The 22,407-nt window shown below is 70.4% G+C and carries 18 protein-coding genes, 1 pseudogene and 1 riboswitch; of the genes and pseudogenes, 9 read left to right on the top strand and 10 right to left on the bottom strand.

Annotated elements, in window-relative coordinates; genetic code table 11:
* Positions 1–19: 19 nt before the first annotated feature.
* Both BIV24_RS33000 and BIV24_RS04930 read right to left on the bottom strand, forming a co-directional pair.
* Positions 20–1,045 (bottom strand): LAETG motif-containing sortase-dependent surface protein, encoded by a 1,026-nt coding sequence (locus tag BIV24_RS33000; protein ID WP_071364909.1) that lies wholly within the window; start codon positions 1,043–1,045, stop codon positions 20–22.
* 621 nt (positions 1,046–1,666) lie between these two features.
* A complete protein-coding gene (locus BIV24_RS04930) occupies positions 1,667–1,966 on the bottom strand; it encodes a chorismate mutase (RefSeq protein WP_071364908.1) in 300 nt (99 codons plus the stop codon).
* 381 nt (positions 1,967–2,347) lie between these two features.
* Between BIV24_RS04930 and guaA the strand changes: the two genes are divergently transcribed.
* Positions 2,348–3,937 carry a glutamine-hydrolyzing GMP synthase gene (gene guaA / locus BIV24_RS04925; protein WP_071364907.1) on the top strand — a complete coding sequence of 530 codons (1,590 nt, stop codon included), beginning with the start codon at positions 2,348–2,350 and terminating at the stop codon, positions 3,935–3,937.
* Between the two features lie 9 nt (positions 3,938–3,946).
* Here the strand turns inward: guaA and BIV24_RS04920 are convergent, their stop codons facing one another.
* Positions 3,947–4,420 carry a pyridoxamine 5'-phosphate oxidase family protein gene (locus BIV24_RS04920; protein ID WP_071364906.1) on the bottom strand — a complete coding sequence of 158 codons (474 nt, stop codon included), beginning with the start codon at positions 4,418–4,420 and terminating at the stop codon, positions 3,947–3,949.
* 132 nt (positions 4,421–4,552) lie between these two features.
* On the opposite strand from BIV24_RS04920, the pseudogene BIV24_RS35035 reads away from it, so the two are divergent.
* The 3 genes and pseudogenes from BIV24_RS35035 to BIV24_RS04910 all read left to right on the top strand — a co-directional run.
* Positions 4,553–4,651: pseudogene (locus BIV24_RS35035) on the top strand (class II aldolase/adducin family protein); the annotation flags it as partial.
* A 166-nt stretch (positions 4,652–4,817) separates the two neighbouring features.
* Positions 4,818–6,107, top strand: coding sequence for a hypothetical protein (locus tag BIV24_RS04915; RefSeq protein ID WP_071364905.1), 1,290 nt, complete (start codon positions 4,818–4,820; stop codon positions 6,105–6,107).
* 396 nt (positions 6,108–6,503) lie between these two features.
* A complete protein-coding gene (locus BIV24_RS04910) occupies positions 6,504–7,025 on the top strand; it encodes a DoxX family protein (protein WP_079168017.1) in 522 nt (173 codons plus the stop codon).
* Between the two features lie 27 nt (positions 7,026–7,052).
* On the opposite strand, the gene BIV24_RS04905 is transcribed toward BIV24_RS04910, so the two are convergent.
* Both BIV24_RS04905 and BIV24_RS04900 read right to left on the bottom strand, forming a co-directional pair.
* A complete protein-coding gene (locus BIV24_RS04905) occupies positions 7,053–7,295 on the bottom strand; it encodes a hypothetical protein (protein WP_071364903.1) in 243 nt (80 codons plus the stop codon).
* Positions 7,282–8,694 (bottom strand): PspC domain-containing protein, encoded by a 1,413-nt coding sequence (locus BIV24_RS04900; protein ID WP_071364902.1) that lies wholly within the window; start codon positions 8,692–8,694, stop codon positions 7,282–7,284. Before BIV24_RS04900 ends, BIV24_RS04905 begins: the two co-directional genes overlap by 14 nt.
* A gap of 179 nt (positions 8,695–8,873) precedes the next feature.
* On the opposite strand from BIV24_RS04900, the gene BIV24_RS04895 reads away from it, so the two are divergent.
* Both BIV24_RS04895 and BIV24_RS04890 read left to right on the top strand, forming a co-directional pair.
* Positions 8,874–10,166, top strand: a complete 1,293-nt coding sequence (locus tag BIV24_RS04895) for an ATP-binding protein (RefSeq protein WP_071364977.1) — start codon at positions 8,874–8,876, stop codon at positions 10,164–10,166.
* Positions 10,163–10,897, top strand: coding sequence for a LuxR C-terminal-related transcriptional regulator (locus BIV24_RS04890; RefSeq protein WP_071364901.1), 735 nt, complete (start codon positions 10,163–10,165; stop codon positions 10,895–10,897). Before BIV24_RS04895 ends, BIV24_RS04890 begins: the two co-directional genes overlap by 4 nt.
* 270 nt (positions 10,898–11,167) lie before the next feature.
* Here BIV24_RS04890 and BIV24_RS04885 read toward each other — a convergent pair whose 3' ends face one another.
* Complete coding sequence (locus tag BIV24_RS04885; RefSeq protein ID WP_071364900.1) at positions 11,168–12,229, bottom strand: C40 family peptidase; 1,062 nt, start codon at positions 12,227–12,229, stop codon at positions 11,168–11,170.
* A gap of 427 nt (positions 12,230–12,656) precedes the next feature.
* On the opposite strand from BIV24_RS04885, the gene BIV24_RS04880 reads away from it, so the two are divergent.
* On the top strand, positions 12,657–13,010 hold the full coding sequence (locus tag BIV24_RS04880; RefSeq protein ID WP_071364899.1) for a hypothetical protein: 354 nt from the start codon (positions 12,657–12,659) through the stop codon (positions 13,008–13,010).
* On the opposite strand, the gene BIV24_RS04875 is transcribed toward BIV24_RS04880, so the two are convergent.
* Both BIV24_RS04875 and BIV24_RS04870 read right to left on the bottom strand, forming a co-directional pair.
* Positions 12,988–13,962, bottom strand: coding sequence for a tellurite resistance/C4-dicarboxylate transporter family protein (locus BIV24_RS04875; RefSeq protein ID WP_071364898.1), 975 nt, complete (start codon positions 13,960–13,962; stop codon positions 12,988–12,990). The two genes, BIV24_RS04880 and BIV24_RS04875, sit on opposite strands and share 23 nt — an antisense overlap.
* Positions 13,963–14,110: 148 nt before the next feature.
* A complete protein-coding gene (locus BIV24_RS04870) occupies positions 14,111–15,343 on the bottom strand; it encodes a C40 family peptidase (RefSeq protein ID WP_071364897.1) in 1,233 nt (410 codons plus the stop codon).
* A gap of 8 nt (positions 15,344–15,351) precedes the next feature.
* A riboswitch (cyclic di-AMP (ydaO/yuaA leader) is annotated at positions 15,352–15,507 on the bottom strand.
* Positions 15,508–15,944: 437 nt separating this feature from the next.
* Here BIV24_RS04870 and pcrA point away from each other — a divergent pair.
* Positions 15,945–18,461 carry a DNA helicase PcrA gene (pcrA, locus tag BIV24_RS04865; RefSeq protein ID WP_071364896.1) on the top strand — a complete coding sequence of 839 codons (2,517 nt, stop codon included), beginning with the start codon at positions 15,945–15,947 and terminating at the stop codon, positions 18,459–18,461.
* Between the two features lie 51 nt (positions 18,462–18,512).
* Here pcrA and BIV24_RS04860 read toward each other — a convergent pair whose 3' ends face one another.
* Together BIV24_RS04860 and BIV24_RS04855 are read right to left on the bottom strand one after the other, a co-directional pair.
* Positions 18,513–20,075 carry a M23 family metallopeptidase gene (locus tag BIV24_RS04860; RefSeq protein WP_071364895.1) on the bottom strand — a complete coding sequence of 521 codons (1,563 nt, stop codon included), beginning with the start codon at positions 20,073–20,075 and terminating at the stop codon, positions 18,513–18,515.
* 221 nt (positions 20,076–20,296) lie between these two features.
* A complete protein-coding gene (locus BIV24_RS04855; RefSeq protein WP_071364894.1) occupies positions 20,297–21,307 on the bottom strand; it encodes a GlxA family transcriptional regulator in 1,011 nt (336 codons plus the stop codon).
* 99 nt (positions 21,308–21,406) lie between these two features.
* Here BIV24_RS04855 and BIV24_RS04850 point away from each other — a divergent pair, with 99 nt between their 5' ends.
* Entirely contained in the window at positions 21,407–22,231 is an 825-nt protein-coding gene (locus BIV24_RS04850) for a dienelactone hydrolase family protein (RefSeq protein WP_071364893.1), read from the top strand.
* Positions 22,232–22,407: the final 176 nt, after the last annotated feature.

The raw sequence follows: 22,407 nt of genomic DNA, 5'->3' as shown, positions 1-22,407 counted from the left end.
CCCTCTACGGGTACCGGCCTCAGGCGGCCACGCCACCCGTCTTGCGGCGGCGGACGGCGAACACGGCACCGCCACCGGCGACGACCGCGACACCGCCGATGAGGGCGATGGTCGGCAGCATGGACGAGGAACCGGTGGACGCGAGCGTGCCGGTCACCTGCTGGGTGTTGGTCTGGTTCGGCTTGCCGGTGGGAACCGGAACCTTGCCGCCTTCCTGCGGCCTGGTGCCGTCGGTGTCGGTGCCGCCCTTGACGATCTCGATGATGTAGTGGGCCTCGTCAGCGCCGAGGCACTCCGCCTCCTCGTCGAAGTAGACGCCGCCGCCGATGGTCAGACCGGTGCCGATCGGGGCGTTCGCCTTCACGTTGAGGCGCAGCTGGTAGTTGACCGTCTTGCCCGCACCGACGTCGGACAGGTCGAGGAAGCCGACGGAGTAGCCCTCGTCCTCGATGTCGACCCAGACTCCGTCGACCTTCGCCTGGAGCTGGACCTGGCTGGCCTTGAAGGGGTTCTGCGCGTTCTCGTCGTTCGGGCCGACGCCCGCGTAGAAGATGACGTCCTGGGCGGCGCTCTTCGTCGGGTTCTTGACCGTGAGCGTGAAGGGGTGCCAGCCGCTACCGGCCACGATCTTGCCGGGCAGGCCGTTGATCGTGGTGTTCAGCTTCGACTTGTAGGTGGCGTCGTCTTCCTCGCAGATACCGGACGGCTCGGTCGGCTCGTCGGTCGGCTCGGGGCTCGCGGTCGACGTCGGCTTGGCCGAGGTGGTGGCCGAGGCGGACGGCGTAGCCGTGGGCGCCGTGGACTCCGGCGCCGACGTCTCGGGGGCCGGCGACGTCGCGGCCGGGGTGGTGGATTCGGTGTTCTCGGCAGGCGGCGTGGTGCTGTTCTCGGGCTCGGGGGTGGTCGGCTGCTCCGGGGCGGACTCGGTCACGGAAGCGGAAGGCGTCTCCGTGTCGTCGGCGAACGCGGCCGGAGCCGACAGCAGCGCGAGCGGGGCTATGGCGGCCGTGGCCGCCGCTGCGGCCAGTGCACGGCGAAGCTTCATGAAGACCTCAAAGAATTCGGTGCGTCACGAGAACGCGACGCATCTCTGGGGGAGGCCTCCGCGTGTGGGGCGCGGGTGTGGCCCATGATCCGCCTTGTGTGACCTGTGAAGTGTGTAAAGGGTTGCCCACGCCTTGACGTGGATTTTATGTGACCTGTGCCACAGCTCACCTTCGAGGTCTGCGAGGCCGGGGTGGCGAGCTGCGGCTGGGCGCCCATGCGATCCCCGGGGGTGCCGGCCGACGGACCGATGCGGTTGTGTCGACGGGCGGTTTCTCGTCATCGTGCTGGGCGGGTCACGGCCTCGGCGGCCGATTCGGCCACCCTCTACCGACCCGCCGGCCGGCCCCGGGCGTCCCCAGAGCCGGCCGTTTACTGGTGACCGGACTGCTGTCCCCTGCCGTCCGGTCACACCCCTGGAGCGAGGTCCCACGACGCACAGTTCGATCCGTACGTCTCATCGCTCCAGCGGAGCCACGCGTGGTCCTTTCGGGCCCGCCCCTGGCTGGCACGGACACCGGGACCAACGAACCCCTCGCGGCCCCGGTCACGCGCCGTACGGGTGAGAGGGCATACGAACGTGGGTGCGCCGGACGTACGTCGTACGCGGACGTGCCGGTCGTCAGACGCGGCCTCGGCACAGTTCGAGCAGGGTCATCGCGAGGGTCGTGCCGGGCTTGCCGAGCTCCTTCCGGTAGCGGCCGAGGATCTCCATCTCGCGGGAGAGGTTCACCCGGCGGCCGCCGGAGGTGATACGGGCCTCCTGGATGACGGCGGAGACCGCCATGCGCTCCTGTACGAGGCCGATGATCCGGTCGTCGAGCGCGTCGATGCGCTCGCGTGCGCCGGAGATCACGCCGGCGGCCTCGCGGGTGCGGGCGCCGGTCTTCTCGGTGGCCGACTGTTCGGTGATCGCGGTCATGCGGGGCTCCTCGGGAGTCGGGATGAGATGCCCCGGATCGGCACGGTCCGCATACGCCAGGCGCCCCGGACCATGTTGGCCCGGGGCGCCTGGGAAGTTGCTTGGCAGTGGCTCAAGCAGCACGACCATGGCAGCCGGCGGGCCGGTTGCCATAGGTAAAGAGGAAGGTCGTGTGCGTGAGCATGAGCCCAGTATGCCGCTGTCGCGGACGGTGTCCAGCCGGGTTCAGATGGTGAGACGGGGCCGCTTTTACGGTGCGGTGAGGATCGGTGACCATCGGTGCGCGGCGTGACGGGTGCCCACTCAGCACGGAAAGGATCTCGAAGGCACCCCGTTAGACTTGGTAACCGCAGACCCCGCCCAACCGCCGGAAGGCACCACGTGTCAACAGCGACCCCCGCTGCCGCCGCACCCGACACCGTTCTGGTCGTCGACTTCGGTGCGCAGTACGCCCAGCTCATCGCCCGTCGCGTCCGTGAGGCCCGGGTCTACAGCGAGATCGTGCCGAGCAGCATGCCGGTCCAGGAGATGCTCGCCAAGAACCCGGCGGCGATCATCCTCTCGGGTGGCCCCTCGTCGGTCTACGAGGAGGGCGCCCCGACCGTCGACCGCTCCCTCTTCGAAGCCGGCGTCCCCGTCTTCGGCATGTGCTACGGCTTCCAGTTGATGGCGCAGGCCCTCGGCGGCACGGTCGACAACAGCGGCGCGCGCGAGTACGGCCGTACGGCGCTGGCCGTCTCCAGGCCGTCCTCCACCCTCTTCGAGGGCACCCCCGCCGAACAGTCCGTCTGGATGTCCCACGGCGACGCCTGCTCCGCCGCCCCCGAGGGCTTCACCGTCACGGCGTCCACGGATGTCGTCCCGGTCGCCGCCTTCGAGAACGACGAGAAGCGGCTCTACGGCGTTCAGCACCACCCCGAGGTCATGCACTCCACGCACGGCCAGCAGGTGCTGGAGCACTTCCTGTACCGGGGCGCGGGCCTGAGCCCGACCTGGACCACGGGCAACGTGATCGAGGAGCAGGTCGAGGCGATCCGCAAGCAGGTCGGCACCAAGCACGCCATCTGCGGGCTCTCCGGCGGCGTGGACTCCGCCGTTGCCGCCGCCCTCGTCCAGAAGGCCATCGGCTCCCAGCTGACCTGCGTCTACGTCGACCATGGTCTGATGCGCAAGGGCGAGACCCAGCAGGTCGAGAAGGACTTCGTCGCGGCCACCGGCGTCCAGTTGAAGGTCGTCGACGCGGAGGAGAGGTTCCTCGTCGCACTCCAGGGCGTCTCCGACCCCGAGGAGAAGCGGAAGATCATCGGCCGCGAGTTCATCCGCGTCTTCGAGCAGGCCCAGGCGGAGATCATCGCCGAGGCCGGGGAGAGCGGCGAGCCCGTCGAGTTCCTCGTCCAGGGCACGCTCTACCCGGACGTGGTCGAGTCCGGCGGCGGTACCGGCACGGCCAACATCAAGTCCCACCACAACGTGGGCGGCCTCCCCGAGGACCTGGAGTTCCAGCTCATCGAGCCGCTCCGCAAGCTCTTCAAGGACGAGGTCCGCATGGTCGGACAGGAGCTGGGCCTGCCGGACGAGATCGTCCAGCGCCAGCCCTTCCCGGGCCCCGGCCTCGGCATCCGTATCGTCGGTGAGATCACCAAGGACCGGCTCGACCTGCTGCGCGAGGCCGATGCCATCGCCCGCGAGGAGCTGACCGCGGCCGGTCTCGACCGGGAGATCTGGCAGTGCCCGGTGGTCCTGCTCGCCGACGTTCGCAGCGTCGGTGTCCAGGGCGACGGCCGGACCTACGGCCACCCGATCGTGCTGCGCCCTGTCTCGTCCGAGGACGCCATGACCGCCGACTGGTCCCGGCTCCCGTACGACGTGCTGGCGAAGATCTCGACCCGGATCACCAACGAGGTCCGCGACGTCAACCGCGTCGTCCTCGACGTGACCTCGAAGCCGCCGGGGACGATCGAGTGGGAGTGAGCCCCCGGCTCATCTCCGCCTGAGGGTGCGCACCGGCTCTCCAGGCTTCCAGACGTCGGCGACCAGATATGTGTCGTCCTCGACGTAGGTCCGTACGACCTCCGTCAGCTCGGTGCGGAAGAGGTGGAACGGCTCCGGCGGTTCCACCTCTTTCACGTATGCGCCCTTGGTCTGCGGATCGTCGACCTCGACCGCCCGTCCGCCGATCCGGACGTCCCCGCCTGCCGTCCCGGAGCCCGGTCCCGGGTTCGCCTGGAGCGCGAAGCGCGGATCGCGGCGCAGGTCCAGCGCCTTGAGCGAGTCCGGCATCATGCCCAGCCACAACTCGCCGTACAGGAAGCGGACCTCAAGGCCGGTGGTGCGCGGGGAGCCGTCCCTGCGGAGGGTCGCGAGCACATGGTGCGTGAAGGCGCCGAACCGCTCCTCGACGGTCTTCGCGAGGTCGGGTTCCGCGGTGGTGAATGCTGCCCAGTTCGAAGCCATAGGGCGAGCCTGGTGCGCATACCCGACATCCTCTGTCGGGTATGCGCGTGCATCTTTACGTACCAGATCTGTCTTCTTGCCCTGGCCGGCGGTAACTTCCGCCCCATAGAGCACCCCAGTGCCGGAGGACACATGCACGGGCCGACCCCGCCGCTTCCCCTGCCCGCAGACTGACTGCGGTTCGCCATGCCGCCGATGCACGAATCGCTCGAGGACGAGCGGCGGCACCGCAACTGACGGGGATGACGGCGTCAACAGAGAGTTCATTCTTTCACCGTCCAGACTGGACCTGACAGACGTACGGCGTGTTCTGTACGGCACAATTCGCTGTCATCGCAGGGTAGTTGCGGTGACGGGTGTGGCTTGGTGAACCGGCGCGGGGAAGGCGGCAGCGGGCGTGGCGGTGCAGGAGGCGAGGCAGGGCGCGGGGCGCGGCAGTGGACCGGGTGCGCACGAGGGCGGCTGCATCTGCGGGGACTGCCCGCAGGGTGCGCGCGAGGGGCACCGGCGTGCCGTCGCTGAATTCGTGGCGAAACGGGAGGAGTTCGCATCCGGGCGGGGGCTGCCCGCCGCGGTTGCGTACTCCGCGTCCGCGACCCGCCAGTGGGTGTCCGACGAGTTGACCCAGTCCGCGGACCTCATTGCCGAGCGGAGCCGGGCCGACGGCGAGGCCTGGTTGGACCGGCTGTGGCGGCGTACGGCGATCGCGGTGTGGTCCGTGACGGGCGCCCTGCTGCTGACGCAGGCGCTGACGGCGATCGGTGCGGGATGGACCGTGGCGCGGTCCGCCGGGCTGGTCGCGGCGGTGCTCGTGGGTGCCGCGCTGACCGCCGCGGGGTATCTGCACCGATCGCGCGGCGGTGCGCTCGCACCCGTCATCGGGGAGGACAACCGGCTCTCGACCTCCCGTGCGGTGGCCGCCGGCTGGGTGCTGTTCGTGGTGTACGCGGTGCTGGTGCTGGTCGGTGAGCTGGCCGCTGCCTCGGCGCGTGGCCGACGCGACGCGCTGATCGCCGGGCTCGATCTCGCCCGTGGGATCGGCGTGGTGACCGTGGTCGCGGTGGTGTGCGCCGTCGCGGTGCTGGTGCGGCGGGTGGTCGGACTGCGCGTCCTCGGTCAGCGTCTGCAGAAGGTACGCGCCGGCCGGCCGCGCGCGGCGGACCTGCTGACGGACGACTCCGGAAGGGGTAGCTTCGCCGACACCCAGTACGTGGTGATCAGTGCGGCGGCCCTGGTCTTCGCGATGGTGCGGCTGGCCCGCCGCCCCGACCAGCTTCCCGATCTGCCGTGGGGCCTGGCGCTGCTGGTACTGGTCTCGGCGGCCACCTACCTCGCCGGGAAGTACGCCGAGGGCGGCCGTCCGGTGGTCCTCTCGGTGGTCCGGGCTCGCGAGGCAGGCGATCTGGACGCGCCGATCCGCACGGGTGACGACATCGAGATCCGCGGTGCGGGATTCGTGCCCCCGGGCGCGCAGACGGCGGATCGCCTCTCCCGGATGGTGGTACGCATCGGCGCCGTCCATGTCCATGTCCCCCTGGTTCCGGTCCCCGGCGGCTTCAGCAACCCCACGGACATGCTGCTGACGGTCCCGGTGCCCGCGGACGTGGAACCCGGGCGGGTCGAGGTCCAGGTGGTGACCGCGGCGGGAGTGGAGACGAACCGAGTGGCGATCGACGTGACCGACTGACCGACTGACCGACTGAGCGTCTGCGCGCGGTGCTCCGCGGGGAGCCGTTCCGTCGCCGGGTGGGTGCATCGGGGCCGCGCTGTCTGTCCGCCCACAGCAGGTGAACGCCTGCCGGTCGGCTGGAACCTGGTGCCGTGAACGCGCGCCGCTGCCATATGACGTACCCATACGGCCCCTTCGTCCGTCTTTCGGCCGAGGCGCGTGCGGGTCGGCCCCCGCGCGAGGGCGGGTGACCTAAGGCACCTGCTGCGCTGGGGCGTTCGAGGGCGGGGTCGCCGGAGCCTCGGGGCGGGAACGGAGGAAAGCCGCCGCGCAGCGGTTGAGCACACGCTGCCTTTCGTACGTATGGTCTTTGAAGGGAACAAAAGGCACGGCGGGCGAGAGGCGGCGGACAGGATGGCTCACAGCATGCGCACGGAAACAACGCCCCACCTCGACGAGGGCCGCGACCGGCGGGACATGGCCATCCGGTACGCCCTGCTCCCCCTCCGCGTCTTCCTGGGCGTCACCTTCGTCTACGCGGGCCTGGACAAACTCACCAACAGCGCGTTCATGCACAGCTCCGGCCCCGGTTCGATCGGCGAGCTGATGCACAGTGTCCGCGGCTCGTCGGCGATCCCGGCCCTGGTCGACCTCGCCCTGAAGAGCCCCGTGGGCTTCGGGTACGCCATCGCCCTCGGTGAACTGGCCGTCGGCATCGGCACGCTGATCGGTCTGCTGTCCCGCCTGGCCGCGCTCGGCGGCGCGCTGATCTCGCTGAGCCTGTGGCTGACCGTGAGCTGGGCCTCCACCCCCTACTACTACGGCAACGACCTTGCCTATCTCATGGCCTGGATCCCGCTGGTCCTCGCCGGCGCCCCGGTCCTCTCCCTGGACGCCGCCCTCCACACCCGGCGGCAACGCGCGGCCTGGTACTGACAGACGGGCGGTGCGGCACCGAGCCGGCTACGGCGTCGTCGCCCCCTCCCGCGCATTGCGCACTTCCCTGCGGGCTGCCCGGCCCCTGCGTATCGCACCGGTCACCATCCCGGTCACGGCCGCGAGGCAGAGCCCGCCCATGACCATCGGGATGATCACGAACCACGGAGTCTCCCAGGCCCCGCTCGCATCACCCAGGTAGGTGACGCCTGCGGCGGTCAGGAAGACGCCGGCCGTCAGCCGGCCGGGCTGGAACTTATGACGTAGCACGGGTCACCTCCACCTGTCCCACGCCGACCTCCAGGAAGAGATCGAGCCTGGCCGCGTTCTTCTTGCCGGAGGCCGGGGGGAGCGTCAGATGCTTGTACTGGCCCAGCTTCACGTTCACGTCCTTCCTGGCAGTGCCCGGCAACTGGATGTCTCCGACCCCCGTGTTGATCCTCAGCTCTACCGTCGCGTCCCGCGGGACCACCACCTTCAACTTCCCGACGCCCGCCTCCACCCGGGTCGTCACCGTCTGCCCCTGGGAGAGCTTGAGACGGGTGAGGTCCAGGGTGCCTTCGCCGAGGCCCAGGTGGTACTTCTCCTGGACGGCCGACGCCGACGCCGGTGCCCAGGTCGTGCGGCTCCACTGCGTTCCGATGTCCTTCGGCAGGGTCGCCGACGCGGCGAGCAGGGCCGCCGTGAGCACCGCGAGGAAGACCGAGCCCGCTCCGGTACGACCGAGGAACGAGCTGACCGCGATGCCCACGCCGAACACGATCAGCGCGGCCGCCAGACCCATCTGCAGGCTGGTGCCGAGCGGCTGATCCCACCAGGTCAGGCCGGTGCCGAGACCGCCCGCGAGAAGGGCGAGCAGGAACACCCAGCCGCCGATCCAGCGCGGACCCCGTGGCCTTGGCCGGTACTCGGCCCGTATCAGCCGGCCGTCCGAGCCGTCGCGGGCGATGTTGACGGCCGCCGCGGCGTCACGGTCGCGGGCGTCGCTCGGACCCCACAGATAGCCCGTGCCGCCTACGTGGGTGCCGTCCTTGACGATGGGGTCGCGCCACCAGGAGGGGTAGGAGGCGGGGACGGGCGGTGCCGTCGCCTCCGGCGGGGCCTCGACGGAGGCCTGTGCGGCGAGCGGGTCGTGGTCGTGGGTGCCGCGCTGCCGCGACCAGTACCCCGCGCCCGCCAGCAGCAGGGACAGGACGGAGGCGAAGGTCAGCAGCCCGCCGTTCCTGAGCATCGACAGGAAGACTCCGCAACCCACCAGGGCGAAGAAGACCGCGGTCAGGGCCTGGCCGTCGACCCGGCCCGTCAGCAGCTTGCGGACCTCGTTCTCCTCCTCGCCCTCGTAGGGGACGAGGAGCCAGACGAAGCCGTAGAAGATGAGGCCGATGCCGCCCGTCGCGGAGAGCACCGCGAGCACGATGCGGAAGATCACCGGGTCCATGTCGCACTGCCGGGCCAGGCCCGAGCAGACGCCCGCCAGCACCTTGTACCGCCGGTCGCGCCGGAAGTGGCCGGGCCCCTCGGCGACGGTCGCATCGTCGCGCGCGCCGTCCTCCCGTCCGGAGGTGTCCTTCCAGGCGTCGCTGCCCCCGGGCGCTGCCGCACCCGGGGGCGCGCCCGCGCCCCCGGCGGCATGGCCCGGTCCCGCTGCCGCGTGCTGCTGATCTGTCATGCGTCCATGGTCCCCGCACGGGGAGGTACGGCGGCAGTCGGGATGACCCTGGCCGAACCCTGATATCCGCCCTGGCGACCCCCGGGGGAAGCGTTCGATCACCGCGGCGGCGAAGATCAGGGGAGTCCTGGGGGTTCACCCTGATGTCCGGGTGGGCCCGTCGTGTGACCATCTATGGCATGCCGGACGCCGCCACACTGCCTCACGCCGACCCGCGGCCGCCGCGCAAGCTCTACCGCAGCAGTGACGGACGCTTGCTGGGTGGCGTGGCGCGGGGGCTCGCAGGACATCTCGGCCTGCCCGTGATCTGGGTGCGCCTCGTCTTCATCGGCCTGATCATGGCGGACGGCCTCGGCGCGCTGGTGTACGCGGCGTTCTGGTTCTTCGTCCCGCTCGGCGTCGGCGGCGTCGACGACCGGCGCCCCCCGTCCCTGGTCAGCACGGAGACCTCGCCCGACGGCCGCCGCAAACTGGTGGCCCGCAAACCCGACCGGGGTCAGATACTCGCCCTGCTCCTCATGGTCATCGTGTCGCTGACCTTCGTGGGCAGCGTGAACCTCGGCAACGGGACCAAGGCCTACCTCATCCCGGTCGTCCTCGTCGCCGCGGGCGTCGCCCTGGTCTGGCGCCAGGCGGACAACGCACGGCGGGCCCGCTGGATGGAGGTCGGCAGCCGCCGGCGCACCCTCACCCTGTTGCGTGCAGCGGCCGGTGTGCTGCTGGTCACCGCGGGCGTCTCCGCCATCTTCGTGCTGCAGGGCTCCGCGGCCCACCTCGGCTCGGTCCTGCAGGCGGCGCTCGCGGTCCTCGTCGGCATAGCGCTGCTCGCCGGACCGTATCTCGTCCGCATGTCCCAGGACCTTTCCGAGGAGCGCCTGATGCGCATCCGTGCCCAGGAGCGCGCGGAAGTCGCCGCCCATGTGCACGACTCGGTCCTGCACACCCTGACCCTGATCCAGCGCAACGCGGAGAACGTGGCCGAGGTGCGCCGCCTCGCCCGCGCCCAGGAGCGCGACCTGCGCGCCTGGCTCTACAAGCCGGAGGGCACCGGCAAGGACGAGGACGAGGAGCCCGACACCCTCGCGGAGGCGGTCCGGCGCAACGCGGCCGAGGTGGAGGACAAGCACGGCGTCCCCATCGAGGTCGTCGTCGTAGGCGACTGCCCTCTCGACGAGCGGATCGGTGCACAGATGCAGGCCGCGCGCGAAGCAATGGTGAACGCCGCCAAGTACGGTGGCGAGGGCGGCGCCGTCCAGGTCTACGCCGAGGTCGAGGGCAAGACGGTCTTCGTGTCCGTCCGTGACCGCGGTCCTGGCTTCGATCTCGACTCGATACCCGCCGACCGCATGGGTGTCAGACAATCGATCATCGGCCGCATGGAGCGCAACGGCGGTACGGCACGGCTGCGCGCGGTTCCGGACGGGGGCACGGAGGTCGAGTTGGAGATGGAGAGGGCGGAGAAGACGACATGAGCGACGCGAACGGGACGACCGGGCAGGCCGGCGCCGACGAGTCCGCAGTGGCCGGCGGGGGTGCGGGCGGCCGGCACGTGCGGGTCGTGCTCGTCGACGACCACCGCATGTTCCGTACGGGCGTGCGGGCCGAGATCGGCCGGATCGAGGAGACCGGCGTGGAGGTGGTCGGTGAGGCCGCCGATGTCGACCAGGCGGTCTCGGTGATCACGGCGACGCGGCCCGAGGTGGTCCTCCTCGACGTTCATCTGCCGGGCGGTGGCGGGGTCGAAGTGCTCCGACGCTGCGCCTCGTTGTCGGCCGACGCCGAGCAGCCGGTCCGGTTCTTGGCGCTGTCCGTGTCGGACGCCGCGGAGGACGTGATCGGTGTGATCCGCGGCGGTGCCCGCGGCTACGTCACCAAGACGATCACCGGCTCGGACCTCGTCGACTCCATCTTCCGTGTGCAGGAAGGCGACGCGGTGTTCTCGCCCCGCCTGGCCGGCTTCGTCCTCGACGCCTTCGCGTCGACGGACGCCCCGCCCGTCGACGAGGACCTCGACCGCCTCACCCAGCGCGAGCGCGAGGTCCTGCGCCTCATCGCCCGCGGCTACGCGTACAAGGAGATCGCCAAGCAGCTGTTCATCTCCGTGAAGACGGTCGAGTCCCATGTCTCGGCGGTGCTGCGCAAGCTCCAGCTGTCGAACCGCCACGAACTGACGCGGTGGGCTACGGCTCGGCGGCTGGTGTGACGGTCCGGTAGCGCGTGCGAAAGGGCTGCCGAACGGTCATGCGGCGTGGGCCTCGACCCAGAGGGAGCCGAGGTCGTGCCCTGGCGTGAGGAGGGCGGAACGGCACCCTGGCCGCCGCCCTCGACTCCGTAACAGCGCCCGTGCCCTGCCCAGGCTTCGCGCGTGACGCGGCAGGCGACGGGGCCGCCCGGGAAGTGGTGAGCGGCTAGGGCCCGAGACGCCCTGGCCGTCCGACGGTCGCCCGGGCACGCGCCGTGCCTCCGTAACTCCCTACGCCACCCGCGTCGCCCCCGCGAACGGCATCGTGTCGACCGGCGCCAGCCGCACCGGCGCCGACGGGTTCGGGGCGTGGATCATCTGGCCGTTGCCCACATAGAGCCCCACATGGCTGACGCCGGAGTAGAAGAACACCAGGTCACCGGGGCGGAGTTCGGAACGCGAGATACGGTGGCCCGCGCCGATCTGGGCGTACGTCGTCCGTGGCAGGGAGATGCCCGCCGAGCGGTAGGCGGCCAGCACCAGGCCCGAGCAGTCGAAGGCGGTGGGTCCGGTGGCGCCCCAGATATAGGGGCTGCCCAGCTTGCCGTAGGCGTACGCCACCGCTGCCGCCGCCCGCGCGTTGGGCGCCTCCGCCGTCGCCACGGCCGTCACCGACCCCAGGTCCCGTGGCGTCGACTGCGATGCCCGTCCGGCGCCCCCGGCCTCCGTGATCTGTGCCCGCTGTTCCTCGGTCAGCGGGGACAGCAGCCGCCGGGCCTCGCTCAGCTTCGCGTCGATCGTCCGCTTCTGCCGGCGCAGTTCCGCCTGCCGTGACGTCAGGGACGCCACCTGCACACGCGCCGCCCCGCGCAGCTGCTCGATCTCCCGCAGTTGCTTGCGTACACCCGCCACGGCCGCCGCCTGCCGGCTGTCGACCCGCTCGGCGAAGGCGGCGTCATCGAGGTACCGCCGGGGATCCGAGGAGAGCAGGAGCTGCACCGAGGGGTCGATGCCCGCGGTGCGGTACTGCGCCGCCGCGGCGGTACCCAGTGCCTCCCGCGCCGAGTCGAGCCGGTCCGTCCTGCGCGCCGCCTCGTCCCGCAACGCGTTCAGCCGGTCCCTCGCCCGGTCCGCCTTCTCCTTCGTCCCGTCGTACTTCTGGGTCGCGACCTCCGCCTCCTGGTACAAGCTGTCGACCTTGGCCTTGACCTGTTGCGGCGACGGCTTCGGCTCGGCGTGCGCCGTCGCGTCGAAACCGGTCGCGGACGCCGCTCCCGCGAGGGCGATCGTGGCGGCGGTCCGGGCCGCGCCGCCGCCGAACGAACGCTGTCTGGGCTTGCGGTGCGCTGCCACCTGGCCGTCATGTCCTTTCGTACGACCGCCGGGCCCACAGGGGACGCGTCCGGCGACGGCCCGCACAGGGGGAACGGGCCGCCGCCGGACCTTCTCGGCGGTGGTGTCCGGCGGCCGCCCCTGGCCCGGGCGGCTGTGGGGAGCCGGTCACCTGGTGGAGGACGCTAAGCCTCGCTGTGGCGGCTCGGAGAGGCGATGTACGGAAGTGGCATGACCGGACTGCCGGTGACCGTATGTGATCGCGGTTCCCGCCCGAGGGCGCCGACTTCGCGCTGTGTGCTGACCGATGCGGCGGTTTTGGGGGACGCGACGGTGACGGAGTGCTATGCGGCGCACATATGCGGGGTCGCATAGTCGGTGCGAGCGCCGTCACATGGGGAGGGCCGGTGTCAAGGGGAACCTGTGACCCTGACTAGGCTCCGACCTTATGGACGTACTCATCCATCTCTTCGTCGGCCTGCACATCGTCGGCATCGCCGCGCTCCTCGGCGGCTTCCTCACCCAGATGAAGGCGATGGGCCAGGGCACGGCCCGTTTCGTGCCCGGAATGCTGCACGGCGCGCTGACCATGCTGGTCACGGGCGTCGCCCTGGTCGGCCTCAACCAGGCGCAGGACTATCCGCTCAACAACATCAAGATCGGCATCAAGCTGGCGATTTTGATCGCGATCCTCGGCCTGGTCTATGTGAAGCGTGACGAGGAGACGGTCGAGAAGCCGCTCTTCGGACTCGTGGGCGCGCTGACCGCCGCCAACATCTTCATCGCGGTCCTGTGGACCTGATGCCTTCCCGGGCGGACCGGGCCGCCCCCGCGAGGACCGCGCACCAGGCGGCCACCGCGATCCACAGCAGCACCTGGCCGAGGCCGTGCAGCCACGGCACGCCGATGTCGGTGGCGACGGACAGGGCCGCCACCGCCGTCATCCCCAGTGGGAAGACGGTCGCCCAGCGCCGGACGTCGTAGCGGAGCCGTGGCCATCGCAGCTCGGCCGCCGCCAGCACGCAGTAGCAGGCGGACGCGAGGACGAGCAGGGCGAGGGTGACGGTCCGCAGGACGCCGCTGGCGTCGTTGTTCCAGAGGTAGGGGCCGCTGTGCGCGGCGGCGATGAGCGTGGACCCGGCCACCACGGAGATGGCGAGCGCACCGCTCAGGATCCAGTGGTCGCCGGCGCCGGTCGCCACCTGCCGCGGGTCGAAGCGCCGCAGTGCGGCCAGGTAGAACACCAGCCCGAGCCAGAAGAACACCAGTGCCAGGTGCGCGAGCCACGCCACCCCCAAGGCCGCTCCGAGCACCGCCCCGAGCACCGCGACCCCTTCCGTCGCCACGCACCCGAGGAACACCGACCCGGGCATACGGTGCCCCCAGTGCCGTACGACCGGGAGGACCAGCACCAGCCAGAGTGCGACGGCCAGTGCGAGAAGCACCTCGGCGAGCCACTGCCGGTCCAGCAGGGACACCCGCGTGCCCAGCACGCACGTCGCCGCGACCGCGGTGAACGCGGCCGAGGAGCGCGCCTTGGCCGGCCACCGCTCGCGCTCCCGCAGCAGCTGCAGGACGAAGTCGGCCGCGAGCCCCAGCCAGGCGGCGCCGGTCAGAGCCAGGGCGATGCGGGAGAGGACCTCGAACCCGGCCAGGTGCAGCCCGACCGACACGATGCCGGTCGCCATCACGGCGGCCCCGGCGGCGGGCGGACGCTGCGCCCACCAGGCGCGGAGCGCTGAGGTCCCAGACATGTGCCCGATGCTAGGGACGCGTGCCCGGGATGCGTACGGGGCACGCGCGCGTCGCGGCCGAAACCAGTCCCACGCACGCGTGCCGCACGGGAAACGCCCACGCGCGCGTACCGCCAGGGAACGTCCGCGCGCCTACGGCCTCACGGGCTCAGGCCGGCCGCACCACGCTGTGGATGATCGACGCGCCGGCGTAGTAGACCGACTCCTCCCGGACGTACGCCCCCGGCTTCGGGGCGTGGATCATCATGCCGTCGCCGATGTAGAGGCCGACGTGGCTGATGTCGTCGTAGAAGAAGATCAGGTCACCCGGCTGGGCGTTGGCCAGCGAGACCGTCGTACCTTCCTTCACCTGCGCCCATGTCGTGCGGTCGAGCTTCACCCCGGCGGCCTTCCAAGAGGCCTGGGTCAGGCCCGAGCAGTCGTACGAGTCGGGCCCGCTCGCACCCCACACGTACGGCTTCCCGACCTGTGCGCGGGCGAACGCGAGGGCCTTCTCGGCTTTCGTCGCGTAGGAGGAGCTCGTGGACCCGGAACTCGTGGAGCCGGAACTCGTGGAGCCGGAGCCCGCGGAGGAGGAGTCCGAAGAGCCGGACGTCGCGGATGAAGCCGCCTCCTTCTGGGCCGCTTCCTTCTGAGCGGCCTCCTTCTGCGCCGCCTCCTTCTGGGCCGCCTCCCTTTGGGCCGCCTGCTGTCGAGCCAGTTCCTCCGCCTTGCGCTGGGCCTCTTCCTGCTTCTTCTTCTCGATCGCGGCGAGTCGCTGCTTCTCCTCCGCGGTCAGCTTGGACAGCAGCTCCCGCGCGGTGGAGAGCTTCTTCTGGACGTCCGCCTTGGTCGACTTGAGTGTGCCCTGCGCCGTGGTGAGCGTCTGCAGGCTCGTGGTGGCCTCCCGCCGCTTCTCCATCGTCGCGGCCTGCTCGGTGACGTAGTTGTCGACCGCCTTCTTCTGGCGGCCGGTCAGCCGGCTCATCAGCTGGGTCTGGTCGAAGTAGTCCTGGGGCGAGTTGGCCAGCAGGAACGTGGCGGTGTCGGGAGCTGCGGTCCCGGTGCGGTACTGCGCCGCGGCGAACGACCCCAGCTGGTCGCGCGCCTCGTTGAGCTTCTGTGTGCGGTGGGCGACGTCGTCGAGGAGCGTGTCGGTGTGCTTGCGCTGCTCGGCCGTCTTCTCCTTGGCTGCGTTGTACTTCTCGGTGGCCGTCTCGGCCTGGTGGTAGAGGTCGTCGACCTGCTTCTGCACCTCCTCCAGGCTCGGCCTGCGGTCGGGGGAGGGTGCGGCGTTGGCAGTCTGGGAGAGCAGGGCCACGGAGGCGAGGGCGGCCGTCGCCAGGGTGGGGGTACGTATGCCTGCGATGGCAGAGGGACGCGGCTTGCGGTGCGGCGCCATGGGAGGCGACTCCTTCCGTGCTCCGCCTACCGGGTTAGCTGTCGGGTTCGGGCGGGGGTTCCGGAAGGTGTGCCCTACGGCCGTGCCGCGCAAGGCGGTTGGCCGATTCACCCCAAGGTCGGTGTGGGTCCCCGGCTCCGGTTGCCGGGGGGCGCACCGGACTCGGCGGAGGCCGCGCGGCCCGGCGAGGTTCGCCGGTGGGGGTCCTGCGGCCTGCCCGGCACGCTAGCCAACTCGTGTGGCCCGTGTGAAGGTTGATGTGCGATATGCCCGATACATTTTCGTGATCTGAGTCATGGGCATTGCCACCTTGGGCCAATGTGGGGGGATCCATGGAGGCTTGCTTCATTCCTCCGAAGCTGTCCGCGCAGACCTCACCTGCCCTGTTTCGGGATGGCGGCCGACGGATCCCGGCCGAGGCGCACGGGACGGTCCGCACCTCCGTATCGCCGTCTGCCGAACGTGACCGTGCGATACCGGAAGGTGAAACGGTACTCAATGATCGCCTTCGCAAGATCACCGAGCCCGGGATCCGATTGCGGGGGCGGAGTTTTCCGGGTGGCAGCCGGTTGTCGGCGGGGCGGCCTAGACTCGGAGAGCGATGAGCAGCCTCTTTGACGACAGCTTCCTGGCGGACCTCAAGGCCACCTCGGCCCATGAGGAGGAGCCCCCGCCGCCCGAGGACGACCACGCTCCGGAGCCGGTCCCGGACGATCTGTTCGGCGGGAAGTTCGACCTCCCGCCGGACCGGGACCTGTACTACCGCGACGGCGCGCCCCGCCCGGCCATCGACCCGGCGGCGCTGCTGGAGGGGCTGAACGAGAACCAGCGCGCGGCCGTGGTGCACGCCGGCTCCCCCCTGCTCATCGTGGCCGGTGCGGGCTCTGGTAAGACCCGCGTGCTCACGCACCGCATCGCCCATCTGCTGGCCGAGCGGGGCGCGCACCCCGGCGAGATCCTCGCGATCACCTTCACCAACAAGGCCGCGGGTGAGATGAAGGAGCGCGTCGAGCAGCTCGTCGGCCCGCGCGCGAACGCGATGTGGGTGATGACCTTCCACAGCGCGTGCGTGCGCATCCTGCGGCGCGAGTCGAAGAAGCTCGGCTTCACGTCCTCGTTCTCGATCTACGACGCGGCCGACAGCAAGCGTCTGATGGCGCTCGTCTGCCGCGATCTGGACCTGGACCCCAAGCGGTTCCCGCCCAAGTCCTTCAGCGCCAAGATCTCCAACCTGAAGAACGAGCTGATCGACGAGGAGGACTTCGCGGCCCAGGCCGTCGACGGCTTCGAGAAGACCCTCGCCCAGGCGTACGCGCTCTACCAGTCCCGCCTCCGCGAGGCGAACGCCCTCGACTTCGACGACCTGATCATGACGACGGTCAACCTGCTGCGCGCCTTCCCGGACGTCGCCGAGCACTACCGCCGCCGCTTCCGCCATGTGCTGGTCGACGAGTACCAGGACACCAACCACGCCCAGTACGCCCTGGTAAGCGAGCTGGTCGGCCCGGCGCACGGCGACCGGCCCGAGGGCGCGCCGTCCGGTGAGCACGTCCCGCGGCCGGCCGAACTGTGCGTCGTGGGAGACGCCGACCAGTCGATCTACGCCTTCCGTGGCGCGACCATCCGCAACATCCTCCAGTTCGAGGAGGACTACCCGGACGCCACGACGATCCTCCTGGAGCAGAACTACCGCTCCACCCAGACGATCCTGAGCGCCGCCAACGCGGTCATCGAGCGCAACGAGTCGCGCCGCCCCAAGAACCTGTGGACCAACGCGGGCATGGGCGCGCGGATCACCGGCTACGTCGCCGACACCGAGCACGACGAGGCGCAGTTCGTCGCCGACGAGATCGACCGTCTCACCGACAAGGGCGAGGCAAAGGCGGGCGACGTCGCCGTTTTCTACCGCACCAATGCCCAGTCCCGTGTCTTCGAAGAGATCTTCATCCGTGTCGGCCTGCCCTACAAGGTCGTCGGCGGCGTCCGCTTCTACGAGCGCAAGGAGGTCCGGGACGTCCTGGCGTACCTGCGGGTGCTGGCGAACCCGGAGGACTCCGTGCCCCTGCGGCGGATCCTGAACGTGCCGAAGCGGGGGATCGGCGAGCGCGCCGAAGCGATGATCGACGCCCTCGCGCAACGGGAGAAGATCAGCTTCGCGCAGGCGCTGCGGCGGGTCGACGAGGCGTACGGGATGGCGGCCCGCTCGACCAACGCCGTCAAGCGGTTCAACGCGCTGATGGAGGACCTGCGGACGATCGTGGAGTCGGGCGCCGGACCGGCCACGGTCCTGGAGGCGATCCTTGAACGCACCGGCTACCTGGCCGAGTTGCAGGCCTCGACCGACCCACAGGACGAGACCCGTATCGAGAACCTCCAGGAACTCGCCGCTGTGGCCCTGGAGTTCGAGCAGGAGCGCGGGGAAGGCGCGGCACCATCAGAGGGTGCCACTCCGGCGGGCACGCTGGCGGAATTCCTGGAGCAGGTCGCCCTGGTCGCCGACTCCGACCAGATCCCCGACGAGGAGGAGGGCGGCGGCGTCATCACCCTGATGACCCTCCACACCGCCAAGGGCCTGGAGTTCCCGGTGGTCTTCCTCACCGGCATGGAGGACGGTGTCTTCCCGCACATGCGTGCGCTCGGCCAGACCAAGGAGCTGGAGGAGGAACGGCGCCTGGCCTACGTCGGCATCACTCGCGCGCGCGAGCGGCTGTACCTCACCCGCTCGACCATGCGCAGCGCCTGGGGCCAGCCCTCGTACAACCCGCCCTCCCGCTTCCTGGAGGAGATCCCGGACCAGCATCTGGAGTGGAAGCGGACGGGTGCCTCCTTCGCTCCCGTGTCCTCTGGGCCGGTCTCGGGCGTGGCGGCCTCCCTGTCGTCGTCCCGGTCGCGGTCCTCGGCCGCGGGCGCGTCCGGTTTCGCCACGCGCAGGAGTGGTGCGACGGAGAAGCCGGTGGTCTCCTTGGCGGTCGGTGACCGCGTCACGCACGATCAGTTCGGCCTGGGCACGGTCGTCGGTGTGAAGGGCACAGGATCCAACACGGAGGCGACGATCGACTTCGGGGACACCAAGCCGAAGCGGCTGCTGCTGCGGTACGCGCCGGTGGAGAAGCTGTAGCCCCTCAGCCGGGCCCCGCCCGATGGCGGGGCCCGGCTGAGGAGTTGTCGGCTACGTCGGGTTCAGTCCGTGGCTCCGGAGCCAGGAGAGCGGGTCGATCGCGGAACCCCCGCCGGGCCGTACCTCGAAGTGCAGGTGCGGGCCGGTCGAGTTCCCCGAGTTGCCGGAGCTCGCGATCGGATCGCCGGCCTTCACGGCCGTACCGGACGCGACCCGGTAGCTGGAGAGGTGGCAGTACCACGTCTCCGTGCCGTCCTTCGCGGACAGGATCATCATGTTTCCGTACGCGCTGTTCCACTGCGTACGGATCGTGCCGTCGGTCGCTGCCAGCACCGTCGTCCCGTACGAGACCGGGAAGTCGATGCCGGTGTGGACGGACATCCAGTTGATGCCCGCCTGGCCGAAGTAGGCGCTGAGACCGTGCTGCAGGACCGGCACCGCGAACTTCGGACGCAGTCGCTCCCTGAGCGCCGCTTCCGCCGCCGCCTTCTTCTGCTCGGCCAGCTGTTGGGCCTTGAGGTCGATGCGTTCCTGCGTCCGGCTCACCCGGTCGCCGAAGTCGTTCGCGCCCGCGGAGAGGCCGGCGAGTTGGGTGTCCAGCTTCTTGTTGGCGGTGGACGGTTTCACGGGAGTCGCCGTGGACGCGCCGGCCGCCGTGTCCTTGTCGCCGCCCCCGCCGACGCCGACGGTCGCGGCGGCGATCCCGGCGACGCCCATCACGCACATCGACGGCACGGCGACCGTCAGCAGCGCGGATCGTTTGGCCGCGGGGCGGCGCCGGGACCGGTTCGCAGCGCGGGACGCGCCACGCGAGGAAGGAGTGATCTCCTCCTCGTCGTCGAGCAGCGGCGCGTCGCGGAACTCCTCCGGCGCGGAATGCGGCTCTTCGTCGGCCTCGGGTTCGCCGTACGGGAACTGCTCGAAGCCGGTGGTCTGTTGGTCGAAGGGCTCGGCCGTCTGGTCGAAGGGCTCGGCCGTCTGGTGGTGGGGCTCGGGGGCGATCTGCTCGAAGGTCGGGGTCGCCGTGGCCGCTGCGGTCTGCCGGTCGAGCGTCTCGTGCTCGGCGGTGCCGCCGGAGTTCCACTGCGTGGCGTCGTACGTGCCCGTGTCGAAAGTCTGCGTGCCCCATTCCCATTGCGGGGTCCGGTCCGCCGACTGGCCGGCCTCGAGCCAGGCGTGTGCGTCCCACTGGCCCGTGGCATCGGGGGCCGCGGCCTGTGCGGGGATCCCTGCAAGGTGCTGGTAGCCGGTCGCCCAGGCTGCCGTGTCGTAGCTGCCGGTGTCGAAAGCGGCATGGTGCTGGGCCGCGTACGGGTCCTGGAGCAGGGTCTGGTGTGTGCCGGTGCCGAGCGTCGTGTGGCTGCCGGTGGACCACTGGGTGGCGTCGTACGAACCGGTCGAGCCGTCGCCCGGGAAGCCGCCGTAGAGGGGGCCGGCCGCGAAGTCGGCGGTCATCTGGCCGTCGGTGCCGAACGCGGCCGCGGCGGGGTCGGCGTACGGGGTGAACTCACCGTACTGGCCTCCCTGCTGGCCATATGACGCGAAGTGCGCCGAGGCGGCATCGGAGGCCAAAGCCGGGGGAGTGGTGCTCCCCGACGGGTGACGGTCGTTCACCGACTTCTCTTTCGCCTCGACAACAAGGGCTGGCAGAGCAGTGCGGCGACTGTACCCGGCGGTATGCGGGCGCGACAATCTTCGGCAGGTTTCACGCAGGTGGGAAACGGGCATTCGGCCGTGATTCGGCGGCACCCGGCACGACCTTGGCTCTGTGTTCGATAAATGTTCGATGGCGTGTGTGGGGGGCAGAGGCGGCCCGTCGTGGTCGCGGGCGGGTCTCACGTCTCCGTTCGTCGGACTGACCCGTGCGGTTCGCGGCGGCGATGGAATATCGCGCGGTACTCCCTCGGACGCCGGCCCGTGTGTCTGGCGAAGATGCCGCTGAACGCGCCGGGATCGCGGTACCCGACGTCAGCGGCGATGCTTGCGACGGTCCTGTCGGTCGTCTCCAGCAGGTGTTTGGCCCGACGTACCCGGACCGCCTGCAGATACCCGAGTGGCGTCTCGCCGGCTTCCTCGCCGAAGCGGCGGAGCATGGTTCTCGTGCTCACATGGAACTCCTGGGCGAGGGCGGGCAGGTCATAGCGGGCACCGAGGTTCTGGTCGAGCCACCGCTTGACGTTGAGCGAGAACTCCCTGCCCGCCGTGGGCACGAGTTCCGAGTCGACATAGGAAGCCTGCGTGGAACGCGCGTCGTCGACCAGCGCCACACGCGCGGTGCTCCGGGCGACGCGGGGGCCGTCGTGCTCGCGGATGAACTGCAGCGCGAAGTCGTACATGGCGCTGAAGGCCGCTGTGGTCGTCACCCCCCGGTCGGTCACTACCAGGCTCTCCGGGCGGAGGCGCACATCGGCGTACCGACGGGCGAACCGATCCGCGAACAACCAGGACGTGGTCGCTTCGCGCCCGCCGAGCAGCCCGGCTTCAGCGACCAGGAAGGCGCCCACGCAGATCGACACGACAGCGGTCCCGGAGGCCGCGTGCGCTCGAATCGACGCTACTTCCGGCCCCAGGTTCGCGAGCGTCGCGTCGAGATCGAGCGTGGGCGAGAGCTCGAAACCCGGCACGATCAGGACGTCCACCGGGCGCATCGCCGAGACGTCGAGGACCGAGCCGCCGGACGCGATCACACGCCGCCGGGGCGAGACGACCGACACCTCATAGGCCGGCTGAACCGGCCCCTGCGCCGCGGCGACATGAGTCGCCATGGTCAGGAGGTCGGGGACTCCGAACACCTCCGACGCGAAGCAGCCGGGGTAGGCCAGCACACCGACTCGCAGCGGACTCATGCGTCCCTCCGGCGCCCTTGAACGGGTGGCGATATTACCGGGATACATGGCGATGCCGCCGCTTCTCAGGAGCGACGGCCCCTCACCATCATCTCGGTCATGACCATCATGCGAGGACAGAGCGACCCCTTGGACGACTTCTCGCGCAGAGCCGTCAGCGTCGATGGGGCCGACAAGACCGTGTACGTTGCCGGGTCGGGGCCGGCCGTCATCCTCATGCCCGAGATGCCGGGCATCAGCCCCGACGTCGCGCGGTTCGCACGGTGGGTGCGAGATGCCGGCTTCTCCGTGTACCTGCCTTCTCTCTTCGGCGTCGACGGTGCCTATCCGCTCGCCGAGGCAGGCGAGACCATCGTTCGACGCGCGTGCGTCAGCGCCGAGTTCCGGGCGTTCGCCGGTGGCGGCACCAGCCCCGTCGTCACATGGCTGCGCGGCCTTGCCCGCCTGGCGCACACCGAACGTGGCGGGCCCGGCGTCGGCGCCGTCGGCCTGTGTTTCACCGGCAACTTCGCCCTGACCATGGCGCTCGAACCGGCTGTCATCGCACCGGTGGTCAACCATCCGTCGCTGCCGCTCGACGACCCCGGCGGCCTGGAGATCGGCGACGAAGACGCCGCTGCCGTGGCTGAGCGCGTAGCGCGCGACGGATTGAAGGTTCTCGCCTACCGTTTCGACAGCGACAGGTGGTGCACCGGCCGGCGGTTCGCGGCATACCGAGCACTGCTCGGGGAAGCGTTCGACGGCCGCGTACTCAAGGCCGAGACGGCGAACACGAACCCTCCGCCCTTCTTCCGTGACGTCGTCGGTTGCGCCCACAGTGTTGTCACGGCACACCTCGTCGACCAGGACGGTCATCCCACCGTGCAGGCCCGGGACGAGATCATCGCCTTCCTGGCCGAGCGGCTCGGGGTGCAGCCGGAATGAGCCCTTGACGCTCCAGCACCCGGCGACGCGACGGACCGCCGCCGCTTACGACCTGGGGAGCGATAGGGCGCGGCGTCGCGGCGTCCGGCACGGCCGCTCACGGCGTTGCCGAAATGTCCTGGTAGCTCCGCTACGAGGGCCATCCGGCGCCTCGCGATCGACCGCACCGGACGCCG

Origin of the sequence: Streptomyces colonosanans (assembly GCF_001866645.1) — a bacterium.
Taxonomy (GTDB): Bacteria; Actinomycetota; Actinomycetes; order Streptomycetales; family Streptomycetaceae; genus Streptomyces; species Streptomyces colonosanans.
This window is presented reverse-complemented; position numbering and strand designations above follow the sequence as displayed.